The sequence below is a fragment of the Achromobacter sp. NPDC058515 genome, assembly GCF_042721735.1.
Taxonomy (GTDB): domain Bacteria; phylum Pseudomonadota; class Gammaproteobacteria; order Burkholderiales; family Burkholderiaceae_B; genus Achromobacter.
In genome coordinates this window covers 136,760-163,643 of sequence record NZ_JBHXNI010000018.1, presented here as the reverse complement: position 1 = coordinate 163,643, position 26,884 = coordinate 136,760, and the positions used below count along the sequence as shown (strand labels likewise).

The 26,884-nt window shown below is 58.1% G+C and carries 27 protein-coding genes; 9 read left to right on the top strand and 18 right to left on the bottom strand.

The window, feature by feature from the left end; genetic code table 11:
• Positions 1-656 precede the first annotated feature (656 nt).
• Together ACFWP0_RS25930 and ACFWP0_RS25925 are read right to left on the bottom strand one after the other, a co-directional pair.
• Positions 657-1,268 carry a toll/interleukin-1 receptor domain-containing protein gene (locus tag ACFWP0_RS25930; RefSeq protein ID WP_377847070.1) on the bottom strand — a complete coding sequence of 204 codons (612 nt, stop codon included), beginning with the start codon at positions 1,266-1,268 and terminating at the stop codon, positions 657-659.
• A gap of 108 nt (positions 1,269-1,376) precedes the next feature.
• On the bottom strand, positions 1,377-2,816 hold the full coding sequence (locus ACFWP0_RS25925) for an SIR2 family protein (RefSeq protein ID WP_377847069.1): 1,440 nt from the start codon (positions 2,814-2,816) through the stop codon (positions 1,377-1,379).
• A gap of 163 nt (positions 2,817-2,979) precedes the next feature.
• Here ACFWP0_RS25925 and ACFWP0_RS25920 point away from each other — a divergent pair, with 163 nt between their 5' ends.
• Positions 2,980-3,462 (top strand): TIR domain-containing protein, encoded by a 483-nt coding sequence (locus tag ACFWP0_RS25920; RefSeq protein WP_377847067.1) that lies wholly within the window; start codon positions 2,980-2,982, stop codon positions 3,460-3,462.
• 1,122 nt (positions 3,463-4,584) lie between these two features.
• Here the strand turns inward: ACFWP0_RS25920 and ACFWP0_RS25915 are convergent.
• Both ACFWP0_RS25915 and ACFWP0_RS25910 read right to left on the bottom strand, forming a co-directional pair.
• Positions 4,585-5,016, bottom strand: a complete 432-nt coding sequence (locus ACFWP0_RS25915; RefSeq protein WP_377847065.1) for a hypothetical protein — start codon at positions 5,014-5,016, stop codon at positions 4,585-4,587.
• A gap of 1,844 nt (positions 5,017-6,860) precedes the next feature.
• Positions 6,861-8,135, bottom strand: a complete 1,275-nt coding sequence (locus ACFWP0_RS25910; RefSeq protein ID WP_377847064.1) for a hypothetical protein — start codon at positions 8,133-8,135, stop codon at positions 6,861-6,863.
• A gap of 506 nt (positions 8,136-8,641) precedes the next feature.
• On the opposite strand from ACFWP0_RS25910, the gene ACFWP0_RS25905 reads away from it, so the two are divergent.
• Both ACFWP0_RS25905 and ACFWP0_RS25900 read left to right on the top strand, forming a co-directional pair.
• Positions 8,642-8,935 (top strand): type II toxin-antitoxin system RelE/ParE family toxin, encoded by a 294-nt coding sequence (locus tag ACFWP0_RS25905; protein WP_377847062.1) that lies wholly within the window; start codon positions 8,642-8,644, stop codon positions 8,933-8,935.
• Positions 8,936-9,023: 88 nt separating this feature from the next.
• Positions 9,024-9,368 (top strand): addiction module antidote protein, encoded by a 345-nt coding sequence (locus ACFWP0_RS25900; RefSeq protein ID WP_377847060.1) that lies wholly within the window; start codon positions 9,024-9,026, stop codon positions 9,366-9,368.
• 94 nt (positions 9,369-9,462) lie between these two features.
• On the opposite strand, the gene ACFWP0_RS25895 is transcribed toward ACFWP0_RS25900, so the two are convergent.
• From ACFWP0_RS25895 to ACFWP0_RS25870, 6 genes are all read right to left on the bottom strand, one after another.
• Entirely contained in the window at positions 9,463-10,272 is an 810-nt protein-coding gene (locus ACFWP0_RS25895) for an SDR family NAD(P)-dependent oxidoreductase (RefSeq protein ID WP_377847058.1), read from the bottom strand.
• Positions 10,273-10,394: 122 nt separating this feature from the next.
• Complete coding sequence (locus tag ACFWP0_RS25890; RefSeq protein WP_377847056.1) at positions 10,395-11,120, bottom strand: amino acid ABC transporter ATP-binding protein; 726 nt, start codon at positions 11,118-11,120, stop codon at positions 10,395-10,397.
• 5 nt (positions 11,121-11,125) lie between these two features.
• Positions 11,126-11,812 carry an amino acid ABC transporter permease gene (locus tag ACFWP0_RS25885; protein WP_377847054.1) on the bottom strand — a complete coding sequence of 229 codons (687 nt, stop codon included), beginning with the start codon at positions 11,810-11,812 and terminating at the stop codon, positions 11,126-11,128.
• Positions 11,805-12,569, bottom strand: coding sequence for an amino acid ABC transporter permease (locus ACFWP0_RS25880; RefSeq protein ID WP_377847052.1), 765 nt, complete (start codon positions 12,567-12,569; stop codon positions 11,805-11,807). The genes ACFWP0_RS25885 and ACFWP0_RS25880 overlap by 8 nt, the downstream gene beginning before the upstream one ends.
• Before the next feature lie 10 nt (positions 12,570-12,579).
• Entirely contained in the window at positions 12,580-13,503 is a 924-nt protein-coding gene (locus ACFWP0_RS25875) for a dihydrodipicolinate synthase family protein (RefSeq protein ID WP_377847050.1), read from the bottom strand.
• A complete protein-coding gene (locus tag ACFWP0_RS25870) occupies positions 13,500-13,901 on the bottom strand; it encodes a RidA family protein (protein WP_377847048.1) in 402 nt (133 codons plus the stop codon). The genes ACFWP0_RS25875 and ACFWP0_RS25870 overlap by 4 nt, the downstream gene beginning before the upstream one ends.
• A gap of 146 nt (positions 13,902-14,047) precedes the next feature.
• On the opposite strand from ACFWP0_RS25870, the gene ACFWP0_RS25865 reads away from it, so the two are divergent.
• From ACFWP0_RS25865 to ACFWP0_RS25845, 5 genes are all read left to right on the top strand, one after another.
• Entirely contained in the window at positions 14,048-15,460 is a 1,413-nt protein-coding gene (locus tag ACFWP0_RS25865; RefSeq protein ID WP_377847046.1) for a PLP-dependent aminotransferase family protein, read from the top strand.
• Between the two features lie 121 nt (positions 15,461-15,581).
• Entirely contained in the window at positions 15,582-16,481 is a 900-nt protein-coding gene (locus tag ACFWP0_RS25860; protein ID WP_377847044.1) for an amino acid ABC transporter substrate-binding protein, read from the top strand.
• A 13-nt stretch (positions 16,482-16,494) separates the two neighbouring features.
• Positions 16,495-17,484 carry a D-cysteine desulfhydrase family protein gene (locus ACFWP0_RS25855; protein ID WP_377847043.1) on the top strand — a complete coding sequence of 330 codons (990 nt, stop codon included), beginning with the start codon at positions 16,495-16,497 and terminating at the stop codon, positions 17,482-17,484.
• 27 nt (positions 17,485-17,511) lie between these two features.
• Positions 17,512-18,489 (top strand): Bug family tripartite tricarboxylate transporter substrate binding protein, encoded by a 978-nt coding sequence (locus ACFWP0_RS25850; protein WP_377847041.1) that lies wholly within the window; start codon positions 17,512-17,514, stop codon positions 18,487-18,489.
• A complete protein-coding gene (locus tag ACFWP0_RS25845) occupies positions 18,489-20,078 on the top strand; it encodes an amidohydrolase family protein (protein WP_377847039.1) in 1,590 nt (529 codons plus the stop codon). Before ACFWP0_RS25850 ends, ACFWP0_RS25845 begins: the two co-directional genes overlap by 1 nt.
• A gap of 62 nt (positions 20,079-20,140) precedes the next feature.
• Here the strand turns inward: ACFWP0_RS25845 and ACFWP0_RS25840 are convergent, their stop codons facing one another.
• From ACFWP0_RS25840 to ACFWP0_RS25820, 5 genes are all read right to left on the bottom strand, one after another.
• Complete coding sequence (locus ACFWP0_RS25840) at positions 20,141-20,794, bottom strand: NIPSNAP family protein (protein ID WP_377847037.1); 654 nt, start codon at positions 20,792-20,794, stop codon at positions 20,141-20,143.
• Positions 20,795-21,127: 333 nt separating this feature from the next.
• Positions 21,128-21,475, bottom strand: a complete 348-nt coding sequence (locus ACFWP0_RS25835) for a hypothetical protein (RefSeq protein WP_377847035.1) — start codon at positions 21,473-21,475, stop codon at positions 21,128-21,130.
• A 176-nt stretch (positions 21,476-21,651) separates the two neighbouring features.
• Positions 21,652-22,341, bottom strand: coding sequence for a 4-carboxy-4-hydroxy-2-oxoadipate aldolase/oxaloacetate decarboxylase (locus ACFWP0_RS25830; protein WP_377847033.1), 690 nt, complete (start codon positions 22,339-22,341; stop codon positions 21,652-21,654).
• Positions 22,338-23,057 carry a PIG-L deacetylase family protein gene (locus tag ACFWP0_RS25825; RefSeq protein WP_377847031.1) on the bottom strand — a complete coding sequence of 240 codons (720 nt, stop codon included), beginning with the start codon at positions 23,055-23,057 and terminating at the stop codon, positions 22,338-22,340. Before ACFWP0_RS25825 ends, ACFWP0_RS25830 begins: the two co-directional genes overlap by 4 nt.
• Before the next feature lie 66 nt (positions 23,058-23,123).
• Positions 23,124-24,143 (bottom strand): Bug family tripartite tricarboxylate transporter substrate binding protein, encoded by a 1,020-nt coding sequence (locus ACFWP0_RS25820; protein WP_377847029.1) that lies wholly within the window; start codon positions 24,141-24,143, stop codon positions 23,124-23,126.
• A gap of 113 nt (positions 24,144-24,256) precedes the next feature.
• On the opposite strand from ACFWP0_RS25820, the gene ACFWP0_RS25815 reads away from it, so the two are divergent.
• Positions 24,257-25,258, top strand: coding sequence for a LysR family transcriptional regulator (locus ACFWP0_RS25815; protein WP_377847027.1), 1,002 nt, complete (start codon positions 24,257-24,259; stop codon positions 25,256-25,258).
• On the opposite strand, the gene ACFWP0_RS25810 is transcribed toward ACFWP0_RS25815, so the two are convergent.
• Genes ACFWP0_RS25810 through ACFWP0_RS25800 form a run of 3 tightly spaced genes read right to left on the bottom strand, consistent with a single transcriptional unit; the run spans position 25,240 to position 26,855 of the window.
• Complete coding sequence (locus tag ACFWP0_RS25810; protein ID WP_377847025.1) at positions 25,240-25,533, bottom strand: hypothetical protein; 294 nt, start codon at positions 25,531-25,533, stop codon at positions 25,240-25,242. The genes ACFWP0_RS25815 and ACFWP0_RS25810 overlap by 19 nt on opposite strands.
• A gap of 48 nt (positions 25,534-25,581) precedes the next feature.
• The gene (uraD, locus tag ACFWP0_RS25805; RefSeq protein WP_377847024.1) at positions 25,582-26,163 is read right to left on the bottom strand and encodes a 2-oxo-4-hydroxy-4-carboxy-5-ureidoimidazoline decarboxylase; all 582 of its coding nucleotides are present in this window, start codon (positions 26,161-26,163) and stop codon (positions 25,582-25,584) included.
• Positions 26,157-26,855, bottom strand: coding sequence for an aspartate/glutamate racemase family protein (locus ACFWP0_RS25800; protein WP_377847022.1), 699 nt, complete (start codon positions 26,853-26,855; stop codon positions 26,157-26,159). Before ACFWP0_RS25800 ends, uraD begins: the two co-directional genes overlap by 7 nt.
• Between the last annotated feature and the right edge of the window lie 29 nt (positions 26,856-26,884).

Genomic DNA, 26,884 nt, shown 5'->3' with positions numbered 1-26,884 from the left:
GCTCTCTGTAAATCTGCTTTTCTTCAAGGGAGTCTCCGACTCATGGAGGCTCCGAAATTCTACCGGCTGGTGCCTACCTGAAGGGGGAGCTTACGACTGGAGAATTGGTTCGCGGCGACCTGGAGAAGTAGTAGCGCCCGCCTGGAGAATTGGTTCTCACGCGACAAGCGACAAACTCGAATAATCCCTTAATCTCAATGACTATTTGAACCACGGCCAGCGCACGGAACAGTCATCAAAAATATATATCTAATAATTTTTATTAATCAAAGAGAGCCTCAATGTTTTGAAGAAACTCTGTGCACTTCGGCTCTCGAAAAGCGAAGCATATGCTCGAACACGCCTACTTTCACCAAATTTTTGCCCACTCATTTTCCATGAACAAGATGCCTGCGGCGCTGGCAGCCAGGGGATGCGGTGTGTGAGCGCAGCGAATTGCTCAACACCCTCGTCGCTTATAGCACCTTCCAAACCTCGAGCACCCTGGTGAGCTCGCGGACCTAACGAACCAGTGCAGGCAGGCCAATGACTTTCGTTCGCACCAAGGCTGATATGTTGCGAAAAAAGGAGGGGTGAGGCGCCGGTAACGGCAACGAGGGGGACCTAGGTCCCCCTATATCGGAATCCATAAATTGGCAGGCCGAGCTCAAAGCATCCTAGGTGACATAATCTTTCCAATCCTTTTTTCCAGTCGCGAAGCTGCTCAACGTCATCCATTGATTAAATCCCTCGACGAAAACATCCTGCTGCGCTGTTCCCTTGTAGGTGTTCTTCGTCACTTTAGGATATAGCTCTAGATACTCTTGACCAGAGAAGCGCTCGGTCGCTGTATCTAGAACAGGAAGAACTGCGACCTGTCCGCCACGCAGACCGTCAAAAAAACCGAGTTCCCAAGGCATCCATTTTGATGACGAAGCTGCCGCCGTAGCTAAATACAACATTGAACGTGACTGCTGCATCCGCTTTCGAAGCACATTGGCGGTGTCGGCCGATACACTACTACGGTCCAATTGGCGGTCCGTATCCCAGTCGATATACACAGAAAGTCCTCTGGCCTCTAGCAGTTCCTTCATTCCTAGAACCAAATCAGCATCTTTCACAGAGTGCGATAAGAAAATATCGAACGAGTCTCTCTTCTCGGACAGAAGCTTCTCCTCACGCAAAACGTCGTGCGACTCGACCGAGATAGAACCTAGTGACTTTGCAAGTATACGTTTCCGAGTATTCGCAGCGTTCCGAGCTTCGCTCTTCGTAAAATATGTAGGCACCTGTTCAATTCCAAATTATTATTAAAAATATTCATAGAGCAATGCCCTACACAGCACATTGCCTCCTAAATCGCACCGAAGCCAACCAACTCGGCGCTTGAAGCACCACTAATCAGTAATTTTCTTTAGAAGGCGGGCCACTAGGGCCAAGTAGCTTTCCACCGTTTTCGGCTGCTCGCCGAGCAATCGAAAATCTCTGTCAGAAATCCCCCCCCTGCCGGCGGGTGAAAGACATAGCATCTCATTCCAAATCTCGTGCGCTGCACCACCACTCCACCCCAGAGGGAGTACAAGCCGTCCGCTATCACGAGCGATGCGCGCCTCCTCTAGCACCCCGGTTGCCGTCACGTACCTTCTGCCATCTTTCTTTTTCCCGCCAATGACGACGCAAACCCCTCCTTGCAGCACCAAATCCTCTCGATATCGAGCTAGAAAATCGTCCTTCTTCGATACTTTCGGAATATTTTGGGGGAATGGACGCAGCAGGAGAGCGCTATCTAGATGCACATGGCGTGCCTTGTATACCTCGCTTAACCTACCAGCAACGGCGGCACTACCAACTGTCAATCCAAATCCAGACACTAGCCGGTAGCCCAAAGAACCCACAATGCGTCCCACCCCTTCCGCCAGCTCAACCACCGTCTGTCCATCAGCCTCGGCAGCAAGCGCTTCTGGATAACTCCCAGAAACGAAAATGCTGGTCCGCGAGACGCGACGCTCTATCTCCTTCAGAATGTCGCAAATCTCATCGTAGCTATCGATTTCGACACATTGAATTCCATATCGCTGAAGGTCTGATACCCAATGCTTGTGACGAGAAAGCTCTCGCCGATAGCGCTCTTTTGCCTTCACAGTCACTCGACCAATGAGAGGACTGGGACGCTTGACTATCGCGTAGTGTTCTTTCGGAGTGCTAGGAAGCACCTCCCGCAATAGCCCAAACAAATGGGAGATATTTGCGTCAGTAAAGCTAAATCCAAGAAAGAGAAAGCTCATCCCTATGGCATGGCCGGTGAGCAAATGGAAAAAGGCCCCCTTCTCACGTCGATAGAGTTCGTAGTCTTCCTTGGCGATGACTACTTCCGATGGGTCTTCGACAGACCCATGCATCTTGTACAGAGTGGTGTGTGACGCAGGGTCCGGTACCGAGAGCTGGTCAGGCCTGGTCCTGATTGCCAATGATTTCCCCGCATGCTCCCAAGCTGCCTCAATGAGTTGGTCGTAATTTGTCGTCCACACGTGCCTTAGCGGCAAGCGAGCCATTACCCTGAGCGTTTCCGGAGGCACGTCGACAGGCGGGAATGCCTTCGCAATCACACGTCCGATTTGTGTTCGTTGTCTCTTCTGATGATTGATATACCACTGAGCGACCCCCGCTAGGTCCGGCTCCTCATTCAGGTCGACATCGAGCTCATCCGCAATTTCCGCCAAGAGGCCTTTCCAGCTAGGGTAACCGGCGGCCATTGAAATACCAGCACCTATAAACGCCGAGGCGGTCCCCTCAAGCAATTTTTCAGCGTAACGATGAACGAACGTTCGTCTGTCCATTAGATAAATCCATTAGGTCTAAAATCAACGGGTTCGACAAAAAAGCACCCTCATCGACGGGGTCTCATTCTCGTACTAAGGGCAAGGTCGAGTATATTTGCATGGCCACTCCAAGTCCAAAGAGTGCCATCACCAATAAACACAACCCGGCAGGTGCAGAAAAATGACAAGAGCATTTTATAGCTTTCATTTCGACAATGACGTCTCTCGAGCTGGACAAGTGCGAAACATGGGAGTCGTCGACGGCGACCAACTTGTTGATGACAATTCTTGGGAAAAGGTCAAACGTGCCGGCCGCGACGCCGTTCAAACATGGATTAACAATCAGATGACAAGAAGCGATGTTGTCATCGTGCTAGTTGGGTCACAGACCGCTTCTCGAGAGTGGATTGACTACGAGATTCGTCGCGCATGGGACACCTACAAGCCCGTCTTCGGCATACGAATAAATGCGCTAAAAAATCTTCAGGGGCAGACTAGCCAGAGAGGCGCCAACCCTTTCGATGCAATCCCTATTGGGAACGTACCAATGTCACACTACGTCCCCCTTCATGAGCCCCGCGGCTTCGATTCCAGAGAAATCTATGCTGATATCCAACGCAACATCCTGACCTGGATTCGGACCGCCCCTTCACGCGCGCGTTAAAACTCCAAATCGCAACTTAGGCGCACTGCCCACTCAATGGGCCAAGAATCGCGAGACAGAGGTGGGCGAACTACTCCACGGTAATCCACTCCCCGTGAGCAACTTTTTGCATGTAAAACAGGAAGGGAAGCTCCCCAGGATACCCGCGGGCCCTCGCCTCCTGACAAAGACGCCACGTCTGACCACGGACCCCGTAAAACCCTGGCTGCGAGGCCACTCTTGCGAGAGTGGCCTCAACCTCTCTCCACCGACGCCGCCGAAGCTGCTCATCTAGCAATGTGTACAAGTTCCGCATCTGCTCTGGCTCTCGACGCCATGTCCATCTAACGCCACCCTTATGGTTGTGCCGAGTAAGTTCGTAGCCTAGCCAGAGCAATCGCGGCTTTTCAAAGACGCTTCGTAGCGACTCGTTGGCATCTAACTCACCATCCGTGAAGAGCATCAACCAGCTAACACGCTCAGCCCCTTGGGGATGGAGCAAAGTCAAAATTGCATTCGCCTTCCCACGCCGCTTTCTGGTAATCCGCTGAGATGCCGATGCAGCCATTCCATAAAGGCGATGGAACTTACTGACCAGAGCACCCACTTTGGATGCCAGGATGGTGCCTGAGGTGTAGCGGGTGTAGCCACGGGGAACGCTGTCTAGGACTCGCGCGAGCGCAGCAGCAGTGGTGCGGGCCAGCGGGGTGGTAGGTGTACGCATTGGCATCTCAAGAAAAGACTGATACCAGCGTATAGAGCAGACGCAGAGCGTGTGATTCGCTTTGCTAAGGGCCGAGGTGGATGAGACAAATAGATGTTCCGAGCGCAGCTCGGCTGACTCGTGCAAGACGAAGCGCCAAACGTGACACTGGAACGCTTGCGCATGCAAACGTGGACTGAAGCTTGCGCGTCTGCTACGACCGATTCAGTCGGCGATTTCCCCTTGAGTGGCACAACTCCAGCTCTTGCCTAAGCGCATCAATTTGAGCTTGCATCTCCGCGGCTCCGCGAAGGAGTTGGCTTACCTGATACCAGTATGTATAGCCCAAATCCCCGTCGGACATGCCCAACTCATGGAACTTACGCAAGGCAATTTCCAAGTCAATTTGGGGCGAAATTCTTGAGGTCATAGACATCTCCTCAGCAAGGGGACAACATCGATAACATCCTCGCTCCTGAAGTCTCGCGACCGAGTTCGCCTTCAAGCAGCGACCGCCAAGCGTCATGTTGGAACATGGCTTCGCAAATCTCGAACTCAACTTGGCCATCGACGATGGCTATCGAGTCATAGGGCGGCCAGCTTCCCCAGACATCTTCCGAGAGCGAATCGGGCTCCATGCTCAGCACTTCCAAGGTCCCCAGCACTTTCATCGACTCGCCAAGCAGTTTTCCTAACTCAAGCACGCCCGTATCGCGCGGTAGACCAGCCTTCTCACAGAAATTCTGACGTGAGACTACTTGCAATCGAAGTCCCTGATTCTCGGCTGCAATTGCAACAGCGGCTCGTAGTACACGCATCGCCCTCTCCGAAACTCCATCCGTGTTGAACTTGATGGAAACAATCGCATTCATAAAAAATTTCCCCCAGGTAAGCACTTATTCGAACAACGGCGAGCAACATGTGGACATCATCAACAGGGCAACGGAGGGATTCGCCCTCCCCAGTCGTGTCAGGTCCGTGCGATAGCCATACACACGATGTACCGCCAACGCGATTGCGCAAGACCTCGAAAATCCGCCCTCGCAATGCACCACCAATGACTTAACTTCGGCAGGCAATGAGCGGATAAAGCAATGAACAGCGGACGCGTGTTCGACGGTAAATTCTCGTTGCGGTCGGCTACGCGTCCGCAGCGAAATTGAGGGGTTAAGGAAGTCGACGTCCGAGAAGCAGAGCCGAAGGAGATGGGCAAAGCCGTCCAGCGCTGCCGGCTCACCATCCGGCGACCTAATTGAGATGATTGCCAGAGCTGGCAGTCGGGGCAAGCGCTCTGCATCCTGACGAGAAAGTGCAAGAACCTGCCGCACCGAGTCGGGATATGACCTGTAAATCGCATCAACGATGCCGCTCATGCGTTTGAATCCGCCCATCTTTTCGCCTCACCAAAACGCTCTAGAGGCAGCAGCGTCGAACCTCTTTCCCGACGTCACCTTGACTCCTTTTTGCCCCTGCGATTGGAAGTTACGGACAAGACATAGAGTGGTCAACGGAAAAGAACCAGCGCTTGGCAATAGCCGATTTTGACGCTATACGGTCTGTGGTTTTTGCGCGTCAAAACCTATGATGCGACAAGCAAGAGCCGCACTATACGGACACAGGAACACAACGCGCAGAGTCGATGCTCATGCGCATTGCATCAGGCAGCCCTGCGTTGTGCACCTTACTAAAGGGTGCACAACGCAGGACCGCCAACTTGCAAACACACACATGGGGAAGACCCCACGCAACGGCTCGCCAAGCCTTTGCAAACCGCCGTAGCTCTATGCCTTGTAATTGGGGCTGGTAGGGCTGCAACGGGCGCTGCAATGGGACACCATTGCTTCGACCCACTCCGACGCATAGCGGGCCAGATAGCCCTCTTGCCGGCGACGTTGGGCGACACGGAAACGGGAGCTGTGGCAACACAGTCGAACCCTGTTCAGCGTGAAGCAGTGTGAATCTGCATTGGGGGGTGTGCGGAAATGAACGGCACAACCCAGTCTCGGCAGGTGGGCTGATGAGGTCGCAGAAATGCGACAGGGGCACGAGGGGAAACCTGGACTGCTCGGCACCACGCGGAAATGCGTGGGTCTCTGGATAGCTTAAGCCTGTAATTGCCAGTGAGAGTCTGGCATCCGAGTAAAGGCCCTTGGATATGCGCCCTTGCGGCGTGATGAGTTGATGAAGGTTCGGGACGGTAACCCGATGCTATGGAACATCGTAGGGCGAAAGCGGCGACAGCCGTGAAGCGTATGCGACTCCTGGAACCTGAGGCTCCATATCTCAAATCGTGGGTCTGACACGATGAGCTAACGTGGGAATCTCTGACGGCCAATCGACCAAGGTGGCACTTGGAACGGCACAAGAGAGGGAGAGGCGGATAGTAGAGTCTGAGTGACGGACAAGACCTAATCAGTCGAGTCCGAAGCGAGCACGTAAGCGCACTCGAAAACTGCCAGCGGTTGAAAATGTGTGTGCCCCGCAAGGGGTTTTGAGCTTGGCGGCTCATTGCAAGTCCGATAGCTGGAAGTGCTTGGCGGCACCGATAGCGAACATCTCCGGCCTGGCGGTCGGAGCCAGCAAACAAGAGGGAGTCAAGTCCGCGTATTGCTTAAAGGAAAAAACATGCGGCAGTTGCGGGCAACTTTAACGCCTGCAGGAGGCAATTTTCACTCCAAGCCCCCGTCCCATCGGCGGGGGCATCATCCTTCGACCGCTAGCCCGTTTCTAGATACCGCAACATACGCTCAAGCGCGAGCTTCTTCTCTTTATAGAAGTCGTATTTGTTGTAGTGCCTGTGCTCAACCCCTGTGAGGTTGTGGGACTGAAGATGGTTTCGCACTTCGGCGCTCACACCCAGCTTCGAAAGAAGTGTTGCCACTCCAGAGCGCACTCGCTTGAGTTCGAAATTTTCGACTTTATCCCCAACAACCCTTTTCGCCCACGACCGCGCCGTCGTCGTGCTCAAATGTCGCCCCGGTGTAGCAGTAATTGCGAAATCTCCGCTTGCTTTTAGCTGACTCAGGGCTTCATCAATGACGGGAATGCGGGGCAAATAAATGAGCCTGCGTGCGCCAGAGCGCCCTTTTGTGTCTATCAGAGTTATGAGGTCCTCCTGCACGTGTTCTCTGCGCATGCGTACGAACTGCTCGATACGCTGACCGCCCAGCATTAGATGCAGCCGCAGGAGCGCCGCTTCCTGCCCCGGCACACTGATGAGCTTCCAATAGGCCCGCATGTCTTCCGGCATTAGCGGATTCTTGTCGGCCCCCCGCGACTGCCGAACACCAGCCACGTCGGCAACCGGGTTGTGTCGAATTTTGAACTTGGCCAGCTCCTCCGAAACCGCTGCGTTCTGCTCCGGATTCTTCGCCTTCTCGAAGGCTGAACTCAGATACGCCTTGAGCTTCCGAGCGGTATTTTGCTTATCCGCTGCGGACAATGGCCGCAGCACATCCGCAATTTGCCCGCTCGTGACCCTGTTCGCTCGTGTACCTGCTATTTCGGGGAATGGTAGACGTAGATTCTTCTTAAACAAGTTCCGCGCCTGCTTGGCAGTCTCTGTATTTCGCTCAGCCAGATGCTTCACGTAGAAGTCATAGAGCTTGTCGAGCGTGTACCCATCTGCCGCGCTTTCATCGCGTTTTACTTGAGCCGCAGCCTTCTCCTGGTTCACCACCGTTCGGTAACCACCTTCGGCCTGGGCCTCGTAGTGTTTCGCAGCCATCGCCCCGGCCGCTGTACGGGCGGCCTGGAGCGAATAGCCCTTGGCAGTCGGAGAGAGACTCTTCGGAGGCGCAGATGAGTCATAGAGGCCAATGGCGTACCGGTCAGTCTTCCCGTCAAGCGTGACACGCCAATAAAAGGACAAGACACCTTGCCCAGACATCCGCAGCTCCAACGAACCAGATGGAGGAACAGCCTCCAACCGCAAGAATTGCCGCGGCTTAATTGCCTGCACGGCCTCACGCAACGACAGGACCTTCTTCAATGGCCTCACCCTTGTTGTTGACAGTCTTGTGCACAGTTTAGCGCTAAATGAGGCTGGATGCTGCCAGACAACAATGGATGCTTTTTACATACAAATCAATGCTTTATGAATTTAATATTGTCCAGTCACATCCATTAAAGTATAAAAAAGGGGGACTCAAAATCCCCCGCCGCAAGGCGTGCCGGTTCGATTCCGGCCCCGGGCACCACAGTACACACACGGCTCTCCGCCGAAATCCCCACTCCCCCCGCCGCAAACGTTCCGCGTTTGTTCCGTGCGTCGTTCCGCAATTTGTCCACGCTCGGGGCTGCTGCGCCGACATCAGATATCCAAGACCTAAGGCGATCCGGAAGCCCAATGCGCAAGGGGATGACCCCGCGGCGAGGTTGCCCTCATCTCAACATGTATCCTATTGGATACATTCATCTGGATTTTTCGTATCCTTGTGGCTACAATCAGCTTTCCAACATAGACAAGGAGAGGCGCCCCAATGATAGGTAAGAGACATGAAAGAGCTCGAAAGCACGAAAGACTATGACGAGTTCGAAGCAGACCTGAAAGATCTGCGGGCTCGCGCGAAAATCCAGGCACGTATTCAACGGTTGCTTGGCGGCAACCCGGGTGACCACCGAAATCTCGAAAAAGGGGTCTCGGAAATGCGGATTGATGTAGGGCCAGGGTACAGGGTGTATTACACACAGCGACGTGATGGAACGCTTGTGATCCTCTTAGCGGGGGGCAGCAAGTCTACACAACAAGCTGATATTGCAAGGGCTTACGGGTTGGCCTCCAGCCTCTAACCTCTTGCCTTTTAAAGGTAGTCAAAGCGTGTTTGCACTTGCTGCAAACACGCTTTTAGATCAGCTCCACACGGATAGGAGCAAGAACATGAAAAAGCTACAAACTAGAAAATACGACATCGCAGAACGGCTTCGTACAACCGAAGAGATGGCGCTTTATCTAGATGCATGCATCGAAGAAAGTGAAGGCGATGCTGCGTTTATTGCAAAAGCGCTCGGAGATATTGCGCGCGCGCAAGGCATGACCAAGATCGCCAGGGACACGGGCATGTCTCGTGAAAGCCTTTACAAGGCACTCTCCGGCGAGAGATCCCCCGATTTCGCGACCATCCTGAAGGTCACTGGCGCACTCGGGATTTCGCTACGTGCGGCCGTGGCCTCGCCGGCGAATTCGGATGCCGCTGCGTTTGGCAACATCGCATTGCCCGCATAAAACTCAACGTGGCTCGCTGGCGCGTATTCGCGCCTGGCAGGCAAGCGGCGGCTATGGAATGGTTGAGATTCACGCTGCCCAGCGGGCCCGACGCCTATAACCCCGGCCACATCCCCCCATCCAGCCTCAGGTTTGCTCCTGTTATATAACTGGCCCGGGGACTCACCAGAAACGAGACGGCATCTGCAATTTCTTCAAGCGTTCCGACCCGCCCCATGGGCACCTGCGCGAACAGCGGCAGCACGGTTTTCTCGATCTCGCTCCAGGACGCGTCTACCGCTAAACCGTTGTCAAGCGCCGCCTTCCGGAACGCGTTATCCAGGCTTTCACTGTGGATGGTTCCTGGCGTCACAGTATTTGCAGTAACGCCCTCCTTGGCGACTGCCTTGGCAAGGGAGGCCGTCATCGCGATCATGGCGGCCTTGGCGGCTGCATAGTCGGGTCTTATAGACGGAGGCATCATCGCAGCAAGGCTGGAGATATTGACGATCCTTCCCCACTGCGCCGCTCGCATGCTTGGCAGAATGCGCGCCGTGACCCTGACGGCCGCAAGAACGTTTCGATCGTAGCCCGACGCCCATGTTTCAGGGCGCGTCGTAGCCCAGTCTTCTGTCTCGCCCGATCCCCCCGCGTTATTAACAAGTATCTCGACGGGCTTGACGAATGCTTGCGCCTCTTGGACCAGGCGTTGCACGTCAGCTTCATCCGTCAGGTCGCCGACCACCGTATAGGCACGGCCGCCGCCAGTTGTAATATCGTGCGCGACTTGTTCCGTGGCAGCCTTGTTGCGACCATGGACGATCACAATGGCTCCCTCCCGCGCAAGCCCGCGAGCTACCGCTTCGCCGATGCCTTTGCTGCTCCCGGTAACCAGCGCAATTTTTCCGTTCAGTTTCAAATCCACAATGCAGCTTCCAAGTTAACGCTAGATCCAGAAGACGGCCCGATGAGAGAGTCAGTTGCGCATTTAAGAGTTCCTGTGGCGTCTCGATACATTGGTGCCGAAAGTTGGTCAAGCCATCCTGATTAATGGATGATTTTTCCGAGAAATTCCTGCGCTCGCATTGAACGCGGTTCACTAAAAAACGAGGCCTTGTCACAGTCCTCGACAATGGCGCCGCCATCCATGAAGATCACTCGATCGGCTACTTTTTTGGCGAACCCCATCTCGTGTGTCACCACCATCATTGTCATGCCGTCTCGCGCCAGCCCGACCATAACGTCCAGCACTTCATTGATCATCTCTGGATCGAGCGCCGAGGTAGGCTCATCGAACAGCATTGCAATGGGGTCCATTGCCAGCGCTCGCGCAATCGCGACGCGTTGTTGCTGGCCACCCGAGAGTTGGGCAGGCAATTTCGACGCGTGACTGGCCAAGCCTACGCGGTCCAGATATTCGACGGCCTTCCTGGCGGCCGATGCGCGGTCGCGTTTGAGCACTTTCATTTGTCCCAAGAGCATATTGTCCAGCACGCTCAGGTGGGGAAATAACTCAAAGCCCTGAAACACCATCCCGATACGAGCGCGCAGGCTCGGTAAATCCGTGTCCGCCGCAGCAACCGAAATGCCGTCGATCACGATGCTGCCCTGGTCAATGGGCTCCAACCCGTTCACCGTCTTGATCAGCGTTGACTTGCCTGACCCGGAGGGCCCGCATACGACCACCACTTCGCCCTTGCTGACGGTTGCACTGCATTGGTTCAGCACCTGAAAGTTGCCATACCATTTGGAAATATTATTTATTTCGATCATATTTGTCAGCCATTTTGAAATTGCCGCATGCGCCTGACAACGGATGAAAGCGTAAAGCAGATGCAGAAATAGACCACAGCCACGAACAAATACATTTCCAGGAGTCGGCCATCGCGTTGCGCAATCGCGGCGGCAGCGCCGACAAAGTCGGTGATTGAAACCACGTACACAAGCGAAACCTCCTGAAAAAGAATAATGGATTGCGTTAGCAGCAAAGGCAGCATGCTTATGACCGCCTGAGGAAAAATAACGTATGTCATCGCCATGCGACGGTTCATGCCCAGCGCCTGCGCCGCCTGTGCCTGCCCCCGCGGAACGCCCAGAATGCCGGCTCGTATGATTTCACAGTAGTACGCAGCTTCGAACATGACGAAAGTGACCAGCGCCGAACTGAACGCCCCTACTTCAATAGGCGTGTCCGATTGCATAATCCAGCCGCCGATATACGGCACCAGAAAGAAGAACCAGAAAATCACAAGCACCAGCGGAATGGAGCGTATGACGTTGACATAGACGCCGGCGACCGTGCGCAGCATGGTCGAATGCGACAGCCTCATGAGCGCCAGCAGCGTTCCTAGTATCAAACCGCCGGCCATGGACAGGAGCGTCAGCTTGATAGTAAAGACCAGGCCGACGCCGAACAGAAAGGGCAAGGCCTGCCCGATCACGCTGAAGTCGAATGAATCAAGCATGACGAGTAACCCGTCGAGTACGTGGCAACAGGCCTCTGAACGAGCGATCGGGAATAACGGCCGACTCGACCAACCGCATCACGCCCACCGCGGACAGGTTCACTGCCAAGTAGATCAGCGTAACAGCGGTGAAAGCCTCAAACACCTGAAACGAAAACTCCTGCATTGATCTCGCACTGGCAGTGAGTTCCACCAGGCCGATGGTCAAACCCACCGAGGTGTTCTTGAGGTTGTTCAGGAATTCGTTTGTCAGCGGCAGCAACATCCGCCGCCCGGCGACAGGCAAAAGCACATAGCGGTAAATCTGCCAGGTCCGCAGCCCAAGGGCTTTGGCCGCAGCGCGCTGGCCGCGAGGCAGCGCATCGATACCCGCGGACACCTGGACCGCGACGCGGGCCGAAGTAAAGAAGCCAAGACAGACCACCGCGGCAACAAAAGGACCGTCAGACAACGTTTTTAACCAGTACCCCGCCGCGCTCGGCAAAAGCTCAGGAAGCACGAAATACCAGACGAACATCTGGACCAATAGCGGAATGTTGCGGAACAGTTCGATGTAGCCAAAAGCCATTCGCCGGGCCATCGTTGACTCAGTTGTTTTGAGCACGCCAACGACAACGCCCAGGACCATTGCAATCGCCCAGGCCAGAAACGCGGTGGTGAGCGTCCAGCCCAGTCCCGACAACAGGCTATCCATATAAGTGCCTGTTCCATCGGGCGCAGGGTCTCCAAAAATCCCCCAATTCCAGTGGTAGTTCATTGTCGCCTCTTTAATTGGCCAGACGGTCTTCGCCGCTGTCGTGCCGGTTAGCCTGGGCCGCTGCCAGTCCGTTATGCAACTGGGCAAGTTGCGCCGAACTCAGGGGGACCAGGGGAAGCTTCATCGTTTTCCAGCTTTCGTCTTCGCGCCGCCAGGCCAGAGCGGCCTTGATCGCTGGCACCAACGGAACACGGGTCAACGCCCTGCGCACACCGACCATTGAGTTATAGATTTCATCAGGCGTATCCACACCGGACTGATAGGTGGCGCAGGCGAGATGGGGGAAGACATTAACGGACGCAGATATGCAGCCAGCGAATTTTTTCCGGGCGCGATCCTTTAGCGTCGCTTCGTCGCTCGGGAAGACTGCGAGCTGGCTGAAGTTTGCCGCCACCGCCTCGGCATACGGCAAATCTCCAGAGCTGTCCTTGATGCCCGCCAGCACGCCGCCCAGGTTGCGCGTCAGACGCTCGATGACATCCGGCGAGTACTTCAGGCCGGTCAATTGCGGGATGTTGTACAGGTAAAGTCTTCCCGTCCGGGCGCCGGCTAGCTCTGCCAGTCTCTCCACGTATTGCACCAGCGCACCGTCGCCGACATCGGTGTAATAGAAGGGCGGAAGCAGGAGCGCGCCGGCAAAGCCCATCGTATCGGCGGCTTTGGTCAATGCAACCGCGTCTGCCAGCGCCGCAGCGCCCGTGCCCACCATCATCCGCTGCGCCAGGCCAGCATTGGCGACCGCTTCCATGATCTGCAAACGCGTGCCGCGATCGAAAGAGGTCGCCTCTCCTGTGGTTCCCAGCAGATTCACGCCCTGACAACCGGCATCGAACAGATCGCGGATGAACGCCACCAGCTTTGCCGTATCGGGCTGGCCGTCCGCATTCAAGGGCGTCGGCACGGCGGGAATCACGCCGTGAAGGATCGGGCTCATACCGTCACCTCTTGCCCGCGGGCGGATACCGGAATGTAGGCCACGGCGTCAATCTCGACCAACACACCGTTCAGCGCGCAGCCTACGGTGGTGCGCGCCGGCCGGAAGGTTGGAAAATGGCTGGCGTAAATCTGATCGAATCCCGCTGCATCTGCAAGATCGCTCAGAAATACGCCGACCTTGACCACATTCTCCAACGCGCCGCCTGCGGCCTCGAGCGTCAAACGTACGTTTTCAAGGGTGACCGTCGTTTGCTCTTCGATTGTCTTGCCAACGACCGCTCGCACGCCATCGCGTGGCGTCTGTCCCGAAACAAACACATAGTCACCGGCGCGAACGGCGTGTGAATAATGGCCGCCGCACGCCTTGTCGCGCGGAGTATGGATCATCTTCGGCATGTTGCTTTCCATGTAAAATCGGTTGAATGTTTTGTATCGCATATTAGTGATTTTGTATCGATACAAAATCGATTGTTCCGATAGTAGATGGACACATTTACCCTGTCAAGCCTTGCGCTAAAGGCTTCGAATCAAAAAGGCCATGTATGCAAAGCTCAACCGACTGGGTTCCGGATCTGTCCGCGGCCAAGGGACCGATGTACAAAAGAATCGCCCAGGCCCTTGTCCAGGACATTCGCAGCGGCAAACTCAAACCCGGCGACCAGCTGCCGCCCAACCGCCAACTGTCCTCCCAGCTCGGCGTAACCGTCGGTACCGTGTCCCGCGCATTCGGCGAGGTCGTGAGAGCGAAACTGCTCGAAACCGGCGCACGTCGCGGGACGCGCGTGAAGGATCCAGCCGCAGCCGATGCGGTGGAAGCGGCGGCTGGAGTAGCGACCATACGTAATCGAATGGCGGACCTGCGCGGCCATCAGGCAGCACTAAAGAGCTGGGGAGACGACATCGGGCAGGCGCTATCGCTGCTGCACCACTCGCCTGCCTTTGGCGAGCTACTGCGCTATGACGATCCAGCCGGACGCGCCTCCCACCGACAGGCCGGCGCCCAGTGGCTCAGCCGCAACACCGATACCCCTGTAGACCCCGCCAGGGTGATCGTGACTGACGGCGCACAGCACGCGCTACTGTGCGGGTTAATGGCGTGCAGCGTGGCCGGTGACCACATCGCAACCGAGAAACTGACCTACACCGGCCTGAGAACCCTGGCGCCTCGGCTGGGGCTGAAACTGGTGCCGATCGAGATCGACGAGCACGGCCTGGTGCCAGACTCGCTGCGTGAAGCAATAGCCACGCACCCGATCAAAGGGCTTGTTTGCGTGCCCAATATCCACAACCCTACGACGGCAACGATCCCGCAGGACCGGCGAATCGAGATTGCGGACATAGCAAAGCAAGCCGGCATCTTCCTGATTGAAGACGATGTATATGGATGTCTCGCGGAGACGCGGCTCCCTACCCTGGCATCCCTGGCCCCGGAACTGACCATCAGGATTACCAGCCTTTCCAAATGCCTTGGCCCTGGGCTGCGTGTTGGCTTCGTAGAGACGCCGCGCCAGCTGACAGCAGCGGTAACCGAGGCAGTGCGCGCCACGACCTGGATGGCCTCGCCGATCTCGGCGGAGGTCGCTGCCCAGCTTGTCACCTCGGGACGTGCCGAACACGTGCTGCAAGAAAACCGGCTTGAACTGGCCGAACGCAACGACGCGCTTGCCCAAGCGCTGACCGGCTTCGATTTGCGGACAAGCGCATTCAGCCCCCATGCCTGGCTGCGGCTTCCCGATCCATGGACGGCGAGCCAATTCTGCAGGCGGATCGAAACAATGGGCTATCAGGTATCGCCCTCAGAGGCATTTGCCGCGGGCCTGCTTGGCATGGACAACGGCGTACGCATCAGCGTCAGTGCCGCGCAGGACGCCGCCGAACTACAGAGCTTTGGATTGCTTATCGCACGCATGCTGGCCGAAGAGCCACACCCCCCCTCCATTGGGATTTTCCCCTAGCTCCCAGGCATTTTGCCTCATTGACTTTAGTTATGTATCGATCCACAATCGGATCTCGTTGTTTTGTGTCGATACAAACAAAAGTCCGTGAGGCATCTACGCTGCGGCACCGGAGGAGATCATGAAAACCCCAACGATTGTCGCAGCCCTCGCGCTGATCGCCAGCACTTACGCAAGCGCTCAGCCTGCCGACACATTGAGCAAAATTAGAACAAAGAACGAAATCGCGCTGGGCGTTCGGGAAACCGCACAGCCTTTTTCCTATCTGGATGCGTCACACCAGTTCGTCGGCTATTCGGTGGACCTCTGCCTGAAAGTCGTGGAGGGGCTAAAGTCGCACCTGACGCTGCCCGATCTCAAGGTAAGGATGGTGCCGGTGGCCTCTTCCAACCGTATCCCGCTTATGGCCAATGGCACCATCGATCTGGAATGCGGCACCACCTCGAACACGATCGAACGCCAAAAGCAGGTCGCGTTTTCATCCACCATCTTTGTCGCAAGCACGCGGTTCGTCTCCAAGAAAACTGCCAACCTGGCTGACCTGAACGCACTGGCCGGCAAAGCAGTTGTCGCCACGGCCGGTTCGTCGAATATCCGACAGATCTCAGAACTGAATGCCGCACGCAAATACGGCATGCGCATCGCGCCGGCCCGCGATTTTGCGGAAGGCTTCCTGATGATGGAAACCGATAGGGCGGCAGCTTTCTTCCTCGACGACATTACGCTTGCCGGCCTTGTGGCCAACGCAAAAACGCCTGATGCATTTGTCATTTCAAAGGCCCCCCTGTCGGTCGAGCCGTATGCCTTAATGATGAGAAAAGGAGATCCCTCCTTCAAGGCGCTGGTGGACGATGTGCTCGAAACCACTTTTTCGAGCGGCGCGATTAACGGCATTTATGCCAAATGGTTCGAATCGTCGATCCCTCCTAAATCGATCAACATGCGCGTGCCCATGAGTCCCGCGCTTCAACGCGCTATTTCGCATCCCTCCGACAGTGCCGACGCCGCTTCCTACCAATAAGGAGGGCCGACAGATGAAATGGGACGCTATCCCCAAGGTTTGCTTCACTGAACACGCAACGCCGCTTCAGCCTCTCACGCGACTGTCCGCCCACCTTGGCGGGCCAATGATTTTCATGAAGCGGGACGATCTCACAAGCCTGGCCGGCGGTGGCAACAAGGCGCGCAAACTAGAGTATCTGGCGGCCGACGCCTTGGCCAGGGGAGCCGATACCTTGATAGCGACGGGCGCAACCCAGTCGAATCATGCCCGGCAAACAGCAGCAGCCGCAGCCCAGTTGGGCCTGGGCTGCGCATTGCTGCTGGAGCGCCGCCTGGAAAACCAGCCCGTCGAATACTACCGGTCGGGCAATGCGCTGTTGAATCGCATCCTGGGCGCGACACTCTGCAAGGAGCTGCCAGCCGGCGCGAACATTGCGGCGGCGGTCGCCCAGCTGGAAGCTCAATTGCGCCAGCAAGGACGCAAGCCCTACGTCATCGCTGGCGGAGGCTCCAGCCCGCTGGGCGCGATAGGGTATGTCGCCTGCGCGCATGAGATCAATGGCCAGGCATCCGACCAGGGAATAAAGGTCGACTGCATCGTACATGCAGCCGGAAGCGGCGGCACGCAGGCAGGCCTGGTGGCCGCGCTATGCCGCGAAAAACTCACGCGGGTACTGGGCTATAGCGTGCGGTTTGACTCGAATCGCATGTCGGAAATTGTCCACGGCATCGCAAACCAGACGGCGGATCTCATGGACGCCCCGCCCGTACCCGGCGACTGGATCGAGGTCGATGACAAGCACATCGGAGACGGGTACGGCATAGCGACATCAGAGGCCCTTGATGCGCTCAGGCTCCTGGGACGACTGGAAGGCATCCTGCTGGACCCGGTCTACACAGCAAAGGCCATGGCAGGCTTGATTGCCGATATCCGTTCCGGCAGGTTCTCCGCTCGCCAGAACATTGTGTTCCTGCACACCGGCGGCGCAGCGGCATTGCCTGCTTACGCCTCCTGTCTCTAATTCGCTTGCATTCATATAGGACAAATCATGAGCCACAAGATTTGCGCGTTCATTGCCCTCCTGAGCTTGATATTAGGTATGCATGGCAGCCTGGCCGCCGAGACTGCCTGGCCGACAAAGCCAGTCACCATCGTGCTGCCAGCGACTGCTGGCGCCGCATCTGATGTCTTGACGCGCGCCGTCGCCGCCGAACTGACCAAAATCACCGGCCAGTCTTTCATTATCGAAAATCGACCCGGCGCTGCGGGCGGGATTGCGCTCTCGAACCTGAAGCGCTCAGCCCCCGACGGCCACACACTGAGTTATGGGAATATTAATAACCTGGCGATCAATCCAACGCTGTTCAAGCAACTAACATACGACGCGAACCGGGACTTCATTCCGATCGGTCCGATGTTCACCGTACCCAATCTGTTGATCGTGCGGTCCGATTCTCCCTACAAAACGGTCGCCGACCTGATTGCCGCGGCCAAAAGGTCCCCTGGCCAGATGACATGGGCGGCCGCCAATCTCGGCAGCAGCGGCCACATGGGCGGTGAACTCTTCAACGACCTCAGCGGCATTGATACCGAATTCATTCCGTACAACGGCGACCCGCAGACGCTGACAGACCTGATCGGCGGTCGGCTCGACTATACGTTCACCAATGCCACGGTCGCATATCCGATGGTCAAAAGCGGCAAGCTGCGTGCACTGGCGATTACCACTGGCGAGCGCGTCGAGATGGATCCCTCGATACCGACTCTGGCAGAAAGCGGCCTCAAGGATTACGAAAACGGTGCCTGGGGCGGCCTTATCGCGCCATCCGGCACGCCCAAGGACATCGTCATGAAGATGAGCGAGACGCTCAACACAGCGATGCGTTCGTCCACGGTGCAAACAACGCTCAAACAATCCTTTGCCACGCCTACGCCAGGAACGCAGCAAGGCTTTAGTGCGTTGATTGCTCAGGAACAGCAGAAATGGGCGCTGCTTATCGAAAGCGCCGGAATCGAGAAACAATAATGCACGACTTCATTCTGGCCCACGGCTCGATCATCGACGGCAGCGGCACCCCTCGATTTACCGGCGATGTTGCCGTAAAAAGTGGTCGTATATCCGCAATCGGCGATTTGGCAGGCGAATCCGCCGCACAGCGGATCGATTGCAGCGGACGGGTCATCTCGCCCGGATTCATCGACTGCCATTGCCACTCCGAACTCTCCCTGATCGCCGACCCCGGCGCTGAAAGCAAGATCCGGCAGGGCGTTACGACAGAAGTGCTAGGCAACTGCGGATGGTCCACATTCCCACTCGCCGGCGCGAATGCGGCGTCGTTCCGTGAGCAGGCTTCACCGATCTTCGGCCACCCAGACATTGAGTGGGACTGGAAGGATCTCGACGGCTACTTCGAGCGCGTGTTCAGGCAAGGCGCCGCCGTCAACGTCGCCACACTGACAGGGCACGGGGCGCTTCGAGCCGCCGTCATGGGGCTTGAGGCCCGCGCGCCGACCCCAGCCGAACTCGAGGCCATGAAAGCCCTGCTACATCGCGCCATGCGGCAGGGGGCTCTGGGCTTGTCCTCCGGCCTTTGCTATGTGCCGGGTGTCTATGCCGATTCAGACGAACTGGTCGCCCTCGCGGGCATCGTCAACGGCTATGGCGGGCTGTATGCCACCCATATGCGAGACCAGGTGGATGGGCTGCTTGAATCTGTAGAAGAGTCTCTGGATGTTGCCCAGCGCGCGCATATCCCGCTGCTGATCTCACATCACAAGACCTGCGGCGCGCAGAACTTCGGCAAGTCCCGCCTGTCCCTGGCCATGCTGGATGAGGCCCGCCAGCGCGGCATCTCAACATATTCCGATATGTACCCTTACCTGGCCGGCAGCACAACGCTGGCCATGCTGTTTCCGCCCTGGGTGCTGGACGGGGGCCGGGACGCCATGATGAACCGCCTGGCATCGAGCGAATGCCGCGCGCGCATCAAGCACGACTGGTCGCACGGCATTCCCGGCTGGGAAAACCGTATCGCCGCCCTCGGCTGGCAAAACATTTCCATCTCCTATCTAAAGCATGCCGAGCGCCAGATCTACGTGGGCCTGACGGTGGTGGAAGCCGCTCAACAGGCGGGCCAGGAGGTCAGCGAGTTTGTTTTTGACCTAATGTTGGCAGAACAAGGCGAGGTGGGCCAGATCATGCAGAATTCGTGCGAGGAGGATCTCCGGAATGTGCTTACCCACACGCACAGCATGATAGGCAGCGACGGCCTGGACGTCGGAGATCACCCTCACCCGCGCCAATACGGAACATTCCCGAAAGTCCTCGGTGAGCTGGTGCGCGACAAGGGTTGGATGACGCTCGAAGAGAGCATATTCAAAATGACGGGCGCGACGGCGCGTACATTCAAACTCGGCGACATGGGTCTGATCAAACAAGGCTATCGGGCCAATATCACCGTTTTTGACCCAGCCAACGTAAAAGCGAACGCCACTTACGAGAACCCGCGACAGTTCGCCAGTGGAATCGAATGGGTTTTTGTGAACGGCCGCCCCACCTTGGCCGATGGCGCCGTGACCGGCGATCTTGCCGGCGCGCCGGTTCGCAGATGCTAAGACGGGCCGGCTTATAGCGCACAGTATCGACCGTCGATCACTGCGCGCTGGCCCGCAGCGCATTATGACATCTCTATTTTTCTCGCTATTTGTGTGGACTCGGCCACAATGAGATTATCCACCTGATTGCGGAATGCGAGCCACTCGGAACTTGCAGCCAAGTTTTGGTTGAAGCTTTCTATGGCGCCATAATTCTCATGAGCGGTGATCTGGACAAACCGGTTCAAACTCCCGACTTCGGAAGTATAAATACCAGCGATACCGACACGGTGTTCGTCCAGCACCGGCAGGATCGACTCTTCATACGCAGAGACCAGATCCTTCATGCGACCTCTTTTTACCGTCGTCGCCTTGATTTGCACGACCGTCAGACCGTCGCACCGCGCGTGGTCCTGATTGATTCTTAGGGGCGCTTGATAGAGAACGGTATTTTCCTGCCGCGCTATCAAGCCATCGGACTCGCGCAAATATGTGCCCCACTCAGAGTCCGTATCCCTGAATGCCCTTCTCTGCTCCATATCTGCCAGAGACTGAAAACCCCATAAATGCATTACCTCTTCCTGCTGCCCGATTTCGGTCTTGTAAAAAGCCAAGGGCTGACCGAGATGGCGGACTTGCACCGGCAACATATGAAGTTTCGCCAAACGAAGAAATTCGTCCGCACCGCCGGAGCACATGGTATATACGCGAAAATCAACTATTTTTCTTTCTTTCATTCAAATTGAGTCCCGCAAAGGCACGCAGAAAAAAAGGCGCACATGCATTGCACATACGTCCGGACCATCGATCAGCCAGAATATTAAAAACGCGCAGACACCCGGCGATGTCGCACTGTGATTTTATCATGCGCAACGTTGCGCCAAGCGTTTTAAAATGCATACATGGAGCATCCCGGAATTAAATCAACCTCAACAATTCAGAGAGCAACTCTCCGCAGCCGCCGGTTCGATTCCGCTCCCCGGGGCGCCAAAAATCAAAGCCGTTAATCCCCAGGGAATTAACGGCTTTTTTCATTGCGGCCCGCCAGCCGGCCCTGCGACAACCCAAATTCAATGACGATGGCGCCCATTCGAGCGCTTGTGCCCTCGATAACCGTCATGCCCCCGATAACCCGCGCGCCTGTACGAATGATCGCGCCCGCGGTCACGGTCCCAATGGTGGCGACGTCCGCCCCGGTCATCGTCGTCCGTGACGACATGCCCCAATACTCCGCCCGCAGCGGCGCCGCCCAGCGTCACCCAAGGGTCGCCATCAGACAGCAATGCGCCGGCCACGCCCCCCAGGCCTGCGCCGATGACCGTGTTGCGCCCCTGCTTGTCGGCCAGCGCCGTCGTGCTGACGCCCAATACCAGCACACTCGCAAGAACAGCCTGAATCAATCGTTTGGTGATAGCCATATTTATTCTCCTGTAGAGGGCCGCTCCCCCGATGTCGCCATTGCGTACGCATCGAATGGAACCGGCAATCACTCATTTGGAAAACAAGGTAGCACTCAAGCCTGTGTCAGTCTTGCAGATAGGGATTCGGCGTGTATAAGCTGTTTCAGCCTCTTTCGCGGCCGCCGATGCAGGGCCTACAGGTCTGAGCCGCTGTCTACATACACCAGGCCTGCGGCAGCAAGCTTGTCCCGCATGCCATAGATGTCCAGGCCCAGTTCGCCGGCGGCCAGGCGCTTGCGCTTGGCCGCTTCGTTCAGGATGCGCGCATCGCAGGCATCGGCCACGCCGGCGGCCCGTGCACGCGGCACCACGCACACGCCATCGTCGTCCGCGATGATGACGTCGCCAGGCTGCACCAGCGCGCCGGCGCACACCACGGGCACATTTACCGACCCGGGCGTGGCCTTGACGGTGCCCTTGGCTGAAACGCATTTGGACCACACCGGGAACTTCATATCGGTCAGCGACGCCACGTCGCGGCAACCGGCATCGATGATCAGTCCCTGCACGCCGCGCGCGCGCATGGATGTCGCCAGCAGTTCGCCAAACATGCCGTCTTCGTTGGACGACGCGCAGGCCACGACGACGATGTCGCCGGGCTGGCAAAGCTCGATGGCGACGTGCAGCATCCAGTTGTCGCCCGGTTGCGCCAGCACCGTGACGGCGCTGCCCGCGATCGATGCGCCGGCATATACCGGCCGCATATAGGGCTGCAGCAGCCCGCTGCGCTGCTGGGCCTCATGCGCGGTGGCCACGCCGGCCGTGGCCAGCCGCGCCACCACGGCGCTGTCGGCGCGTTGGATATTCCTTACTGCAATGCTCATGCCAGCTCTCCGGTCACTTGGGGGAACACGCGCTGGTAGCCCTCGGCGTACGTGATCTTCTTGTTGGAATTGCGCGATGCCTGCACACCGCGCTGCAATGCGACGCGCGTGTAGTATTCCCACAGGTGCTCTTGCGCCGCCATGGTTTCGAAGGCGCGGCGCTTCTGTTCCCAGACGTCGGAAATGTCGAGCAGCACTTCAGGCTTCCATTCACACTGTTCGGGCTGATGCGGCTCGAACAGAAATACCGGCGGCGCGCCCAGGACCGGCTGTTCCGGATGGTGCCCGTGCGCCTGCGCGATCACGCGCGCTTCCTGCGCGACGTGCGTGGCCAGCGGATGATCGAAGTTGTACGGGTCCTTTTGCGAATGGGTCAGCACGAATTCCGGATGCAGTTCGCGATACACGTCCACCAGTTCGAACAACGCGTCATCGGACACGCGCAACGGGTAATCGCCGCAGTCCATGAACCGGATGTCGGCGCCCAGGATGTCGGCCGCCCGCCGAGCCTCATCGCGCCGTTCGGCCTTGACCCGCTCCACCGTCATTCCCGGCTGCTTCCACAGCTTGGCCGATTCGCCGCGTTCGCCGAACGCCAGGCACACCACGGTCATCTTCCATCCGCGCTTGGCGTACAACGCGATTGCGCCGCCCGCCCGCCACACGAAATCCGCGGAATGCGCGCTGACGATCAGCCCATTCTTTTGCCGTTCCATTTCAATTCCTCTATGCATGTACGCCGGCCGCCGCCGCTGCGCGGCCCGCTGCCGGCCCGGACGCGGCTAATCGGCCTTGATGCCCGCGTCCTTGATGACCTTGGTCCATTTCGTGGTTTCGCCCGCGACGAAAGCGCCGAACTGCTGGCCGGTGCCGGGCGTGACGACCGCGCCCATTTCGCCGAAGCGCTTTTTCACGTCCGGGTCCTTCAACGCGCTTTGCAGCGCAGTGTTCAACTTTGCCGTTATCTCGGGCGGGATATCCTTGGGCCCGATCAGGCCCCACCACACCGTGGCCATCGCGCCCGGCAAGCCCTGCGACACCACCGTGGGCACCCCTGGCAGCATGGCGGCGGGCTCGTCGTCCAGCACGGCCAAGGGCCGCAGCTTCCCTGCCTGGACATGCGACACCACCTCCAGCGGGTTGATGGACATGAACGAGATCCGTTGTCCCAACAGATCCGTGACCGCCGGCGAGCCGCCCTTGTACGGCACGTGCAGCGCCCGCATGCCGCTCTCGGCCTTCAGGAGTTCGCTGGCCAGATGGCCGGAGCTGCCGTTGCCTGCCGACGCGTAAGTCAGCTTCTCGGGATGCGAGCGGCCATAGTCCGTCAATTGCTTCAATGTCTTGAACGGCGATTCGGTAGGCACCACCACGGCCAGAGGCGCATAGCCGATCGCGCCCAGGGGGGTGAAATCGTGCGCGGGGTCGAAGGTCAGCTTGGAGAACAGCGCGCCGTTTGCGGCCAGCGTGTTCGAGGCGGTCAACAAGGTGTAGCCGTCGGGCTGGGCGCGCGCCACCATGTCCATGCCTATGTTCGTGGCCGCGCCCGGGCGGTTGTCCACGATGATGGTCTGCTTCAGCGCATCGCCCATCTTCTGGCTGACCAGCCGGGTCACGATGTCCACGCCGCCGCCGGCGGCGTACGGCACGACGATGCGTATCGGCTTGTCGGGAAAAGCGCCTTGGGCGGCGGCGGGCAGCGGGGACAGCGTGGCGGCGGCGGCAGCCAGCGCGCCCAATCCGGCGACGGCAAGCATGGCGCGGCGCCCGGCGACGGGCCGTGACGGGACGATTGCTCTCATTTTTGTCTCCTGTATTCGTCTAGGTATCGGTAGGGTGCAGGTATGATGGGCGGACCAGACCGATATCGTCCAATACCTTTTTTCGCGACGATCTATTTGCTTTCCAAATTGATATGGACTTTCGCCAACTGCGTTACTTCGTCGCCGTCGCCGAAGAACTGAGCTTTAGCCAGGCCGCCCGCCGGCTGCATGTCAGCCAGCCGCCGCTAAGCCTGCAGATCAAGTCGCTGGAAGAAGAACTGGGGTCGCCGCTGCTGACGCGCACCAGCCGCACGGTGGAACTGACCCAAGCCGGCGCGTTGTTCCTGGATCAGGCCCGCCGCGCGCTGGCGCACCTGGAGCGCGCCGGCGAGGTCGTGCGCCAGTCCGCGCTTGGGGAAACCGGAGAAATCCGGGTTGCGTTCACGGCATCCGTGCCGATGTTCGATGCCTTTCCGCGCATCGTGCATGCGTTCCGCACCGCGTTTCCCGGGGTGGGCGTCGATCTGAGCCACCAGTCGACCGGCCAGCAATTGCGCGCGCTCGCCGCAAAGACCGTTGACGTGGGGTTTCTGCGGCCGTCGATTCTGTTTGTTCCCCCGCCCAACATCGCAACGCTGCCCTTATGGAGCGACAAGCTGATGGTCGCCTTGCCGCAAGCGCACCCGCTGGCGCGGCGCGACGCGCCGCTGTCGATGGCCGACCTGGCCGACGAATCCTTCATCTTGTTCCCGCGGGGGCTGGGCTGCGGACTGTTCGATCACGTCGGCGTGCTGGCCAACCGCGCGGGCTTTGCGCCGCAAGTGGGGCAGGAAGCGCGCGAAGGCGCGACCATCATCGGGCTGGTGGCGGCGGGCATGGGTATTTCCATATTGCCCGACACGTACATGAAGACCGGAATTCCCGGCGTGGCGTATCGCGAGCTGGATACGCCGGATGCGCAAAGCCAGGTACTGCTGGCGTACAGGCCGGAAGACGGCTCGCCATTGCTGCAGCGGTTCTGCGAGGTTGCGCGGGCAGAGCCGGCCAGAGCAAACCGCGGGACAGCCACGGCTGAATACGCTGCTTGCGCAACAGCGCGGCTCCGGGCGCAATGCCGGCGGGCCGGACTATGCCATCAAGTCAGCGCAACGTAATACCAGACGGTTGCCAGCGCGCCCAGCGTTTGAAAGCCAAGCAGCGCTTTCACGCCGGCGGGTTTGCCCGCAAGATACCAATGTGCCGCCACAAACGGCAGGCATAGCAGATTCGTGGCGCCCGCCGCCAACCCAATCAGCACCGGCTTAAGGCTCGGAAAGGAGCCGCCCGGAATGAATGCCAGCCAGATCGTAATCGCCGCGCCCAGGATCGCCACCAGAGCGCCCATGACACCAGTAAATCGTGCCGCGCTTTGTCTGTCGGAAGTTTGCATGAATATTGGGGTAAAGACTATGTTGGCCGCATGGGTCTTGATGGCAGGCTATTTCACCTTATCCAGCAGCCTGGTCATGGCGATCTTATAGACCTGCTGCATCGCATTCTCGAATTCCTGCTCTTGCGTGTTGTTCAGGCGCAGCTGGAATTCATCGATGATCTCCGCCTTGTCGTACCCCTTGATCGCCAGCATGAAGTGGTACCCGAACTTGTCCTTGTACTGCTTGTTCAGCTTCTGGATCAGCGCCACTTCGGCTTCCGTGCACTCGTTCAGGCCCGAAGCGCTCTGCTCCTTCAGGGAATTGGCCGCTATGTTCTGCGCCCTGACACTTTTGCAGGCAAGCTCCGGATGGCCCAGGACCGCGGACATCTGCTTGTCATGGCCGGCGGTCTTCACTTCGGCGATCATCTGTTCGTACATGTCCACGAAGCCCACGAAAGGCCGCTTGGCGGCAAGCTGGCTGACGGCCCATGGCGCCCTGTTGAAAATCCCGCCCAGCGCCGCTTCAAAATCCGGCTGACTCATCTGGTTGAGATCGCGCAATGAGATTGTCTGTGCGCTGGCCGCGACGGAACTCAGCGCGAGGGCGCCAATGACGGCCAATCCGGCAAAGTTCTTCTTCAGCATATCGAGCCTTTGAGTGCTTGTTCAGGGTGCAGGCGACGGTCCTGGTTCAACGCCGAGGCGACGGCCCGCATGGCTGCGGCGACGGGTGAAATCACCGGGATGGCAAAGCGCGGGCCGATCCGCTCGGCGCTTTGCGCCAGCGGCCCGCCGCCTATCACCACGGCTTCGGCGCCGTCCTGGACAATGCAGGAGGTCACCGCCTGTTCGAGATACGTGTCCTGCAGGCCGGCGTCCGCGGCCAATCTCAGCGGATCGACCGCCGGAATCCGGCATCCGGTAAAGCACGGCGTCAGTCCCAGCGCATCGACGGACGCCGTGATCGAGGCTTCGAGACCGGGCGTGGTGGTTGCCACGCCGAAGCGGCGGCCGCCGCGGGCCGCTTCTTGCAGCGACGCTTCGCCGATGCCCACCACCGGGATGGCGACGCGTTGCCGCAGCGTCTCAAGCCCCGGATTGCCGAAGGCCGCAATCACGATGGCGGCCACATCGGCCGCATGCCGGCGCCCTATCGCCAGCACCTCTTGTATCGAGACGGCAAGCTCCTCGTCGCTGGTGATCATCGGCGCGCCGTTGGCCGCGGTTTCGCTTTGCAGCGCGTATGCCTCTGGCAATGCGGCGCGCGCAAGGCGGTGCATCATGGCCGTGGTTTCGCGGGAGGTGTTCGGGTTGATCAGCAGGACAACAGGCTTCATGGTGTTTTGCATGGGTGAGCGGGATAGCC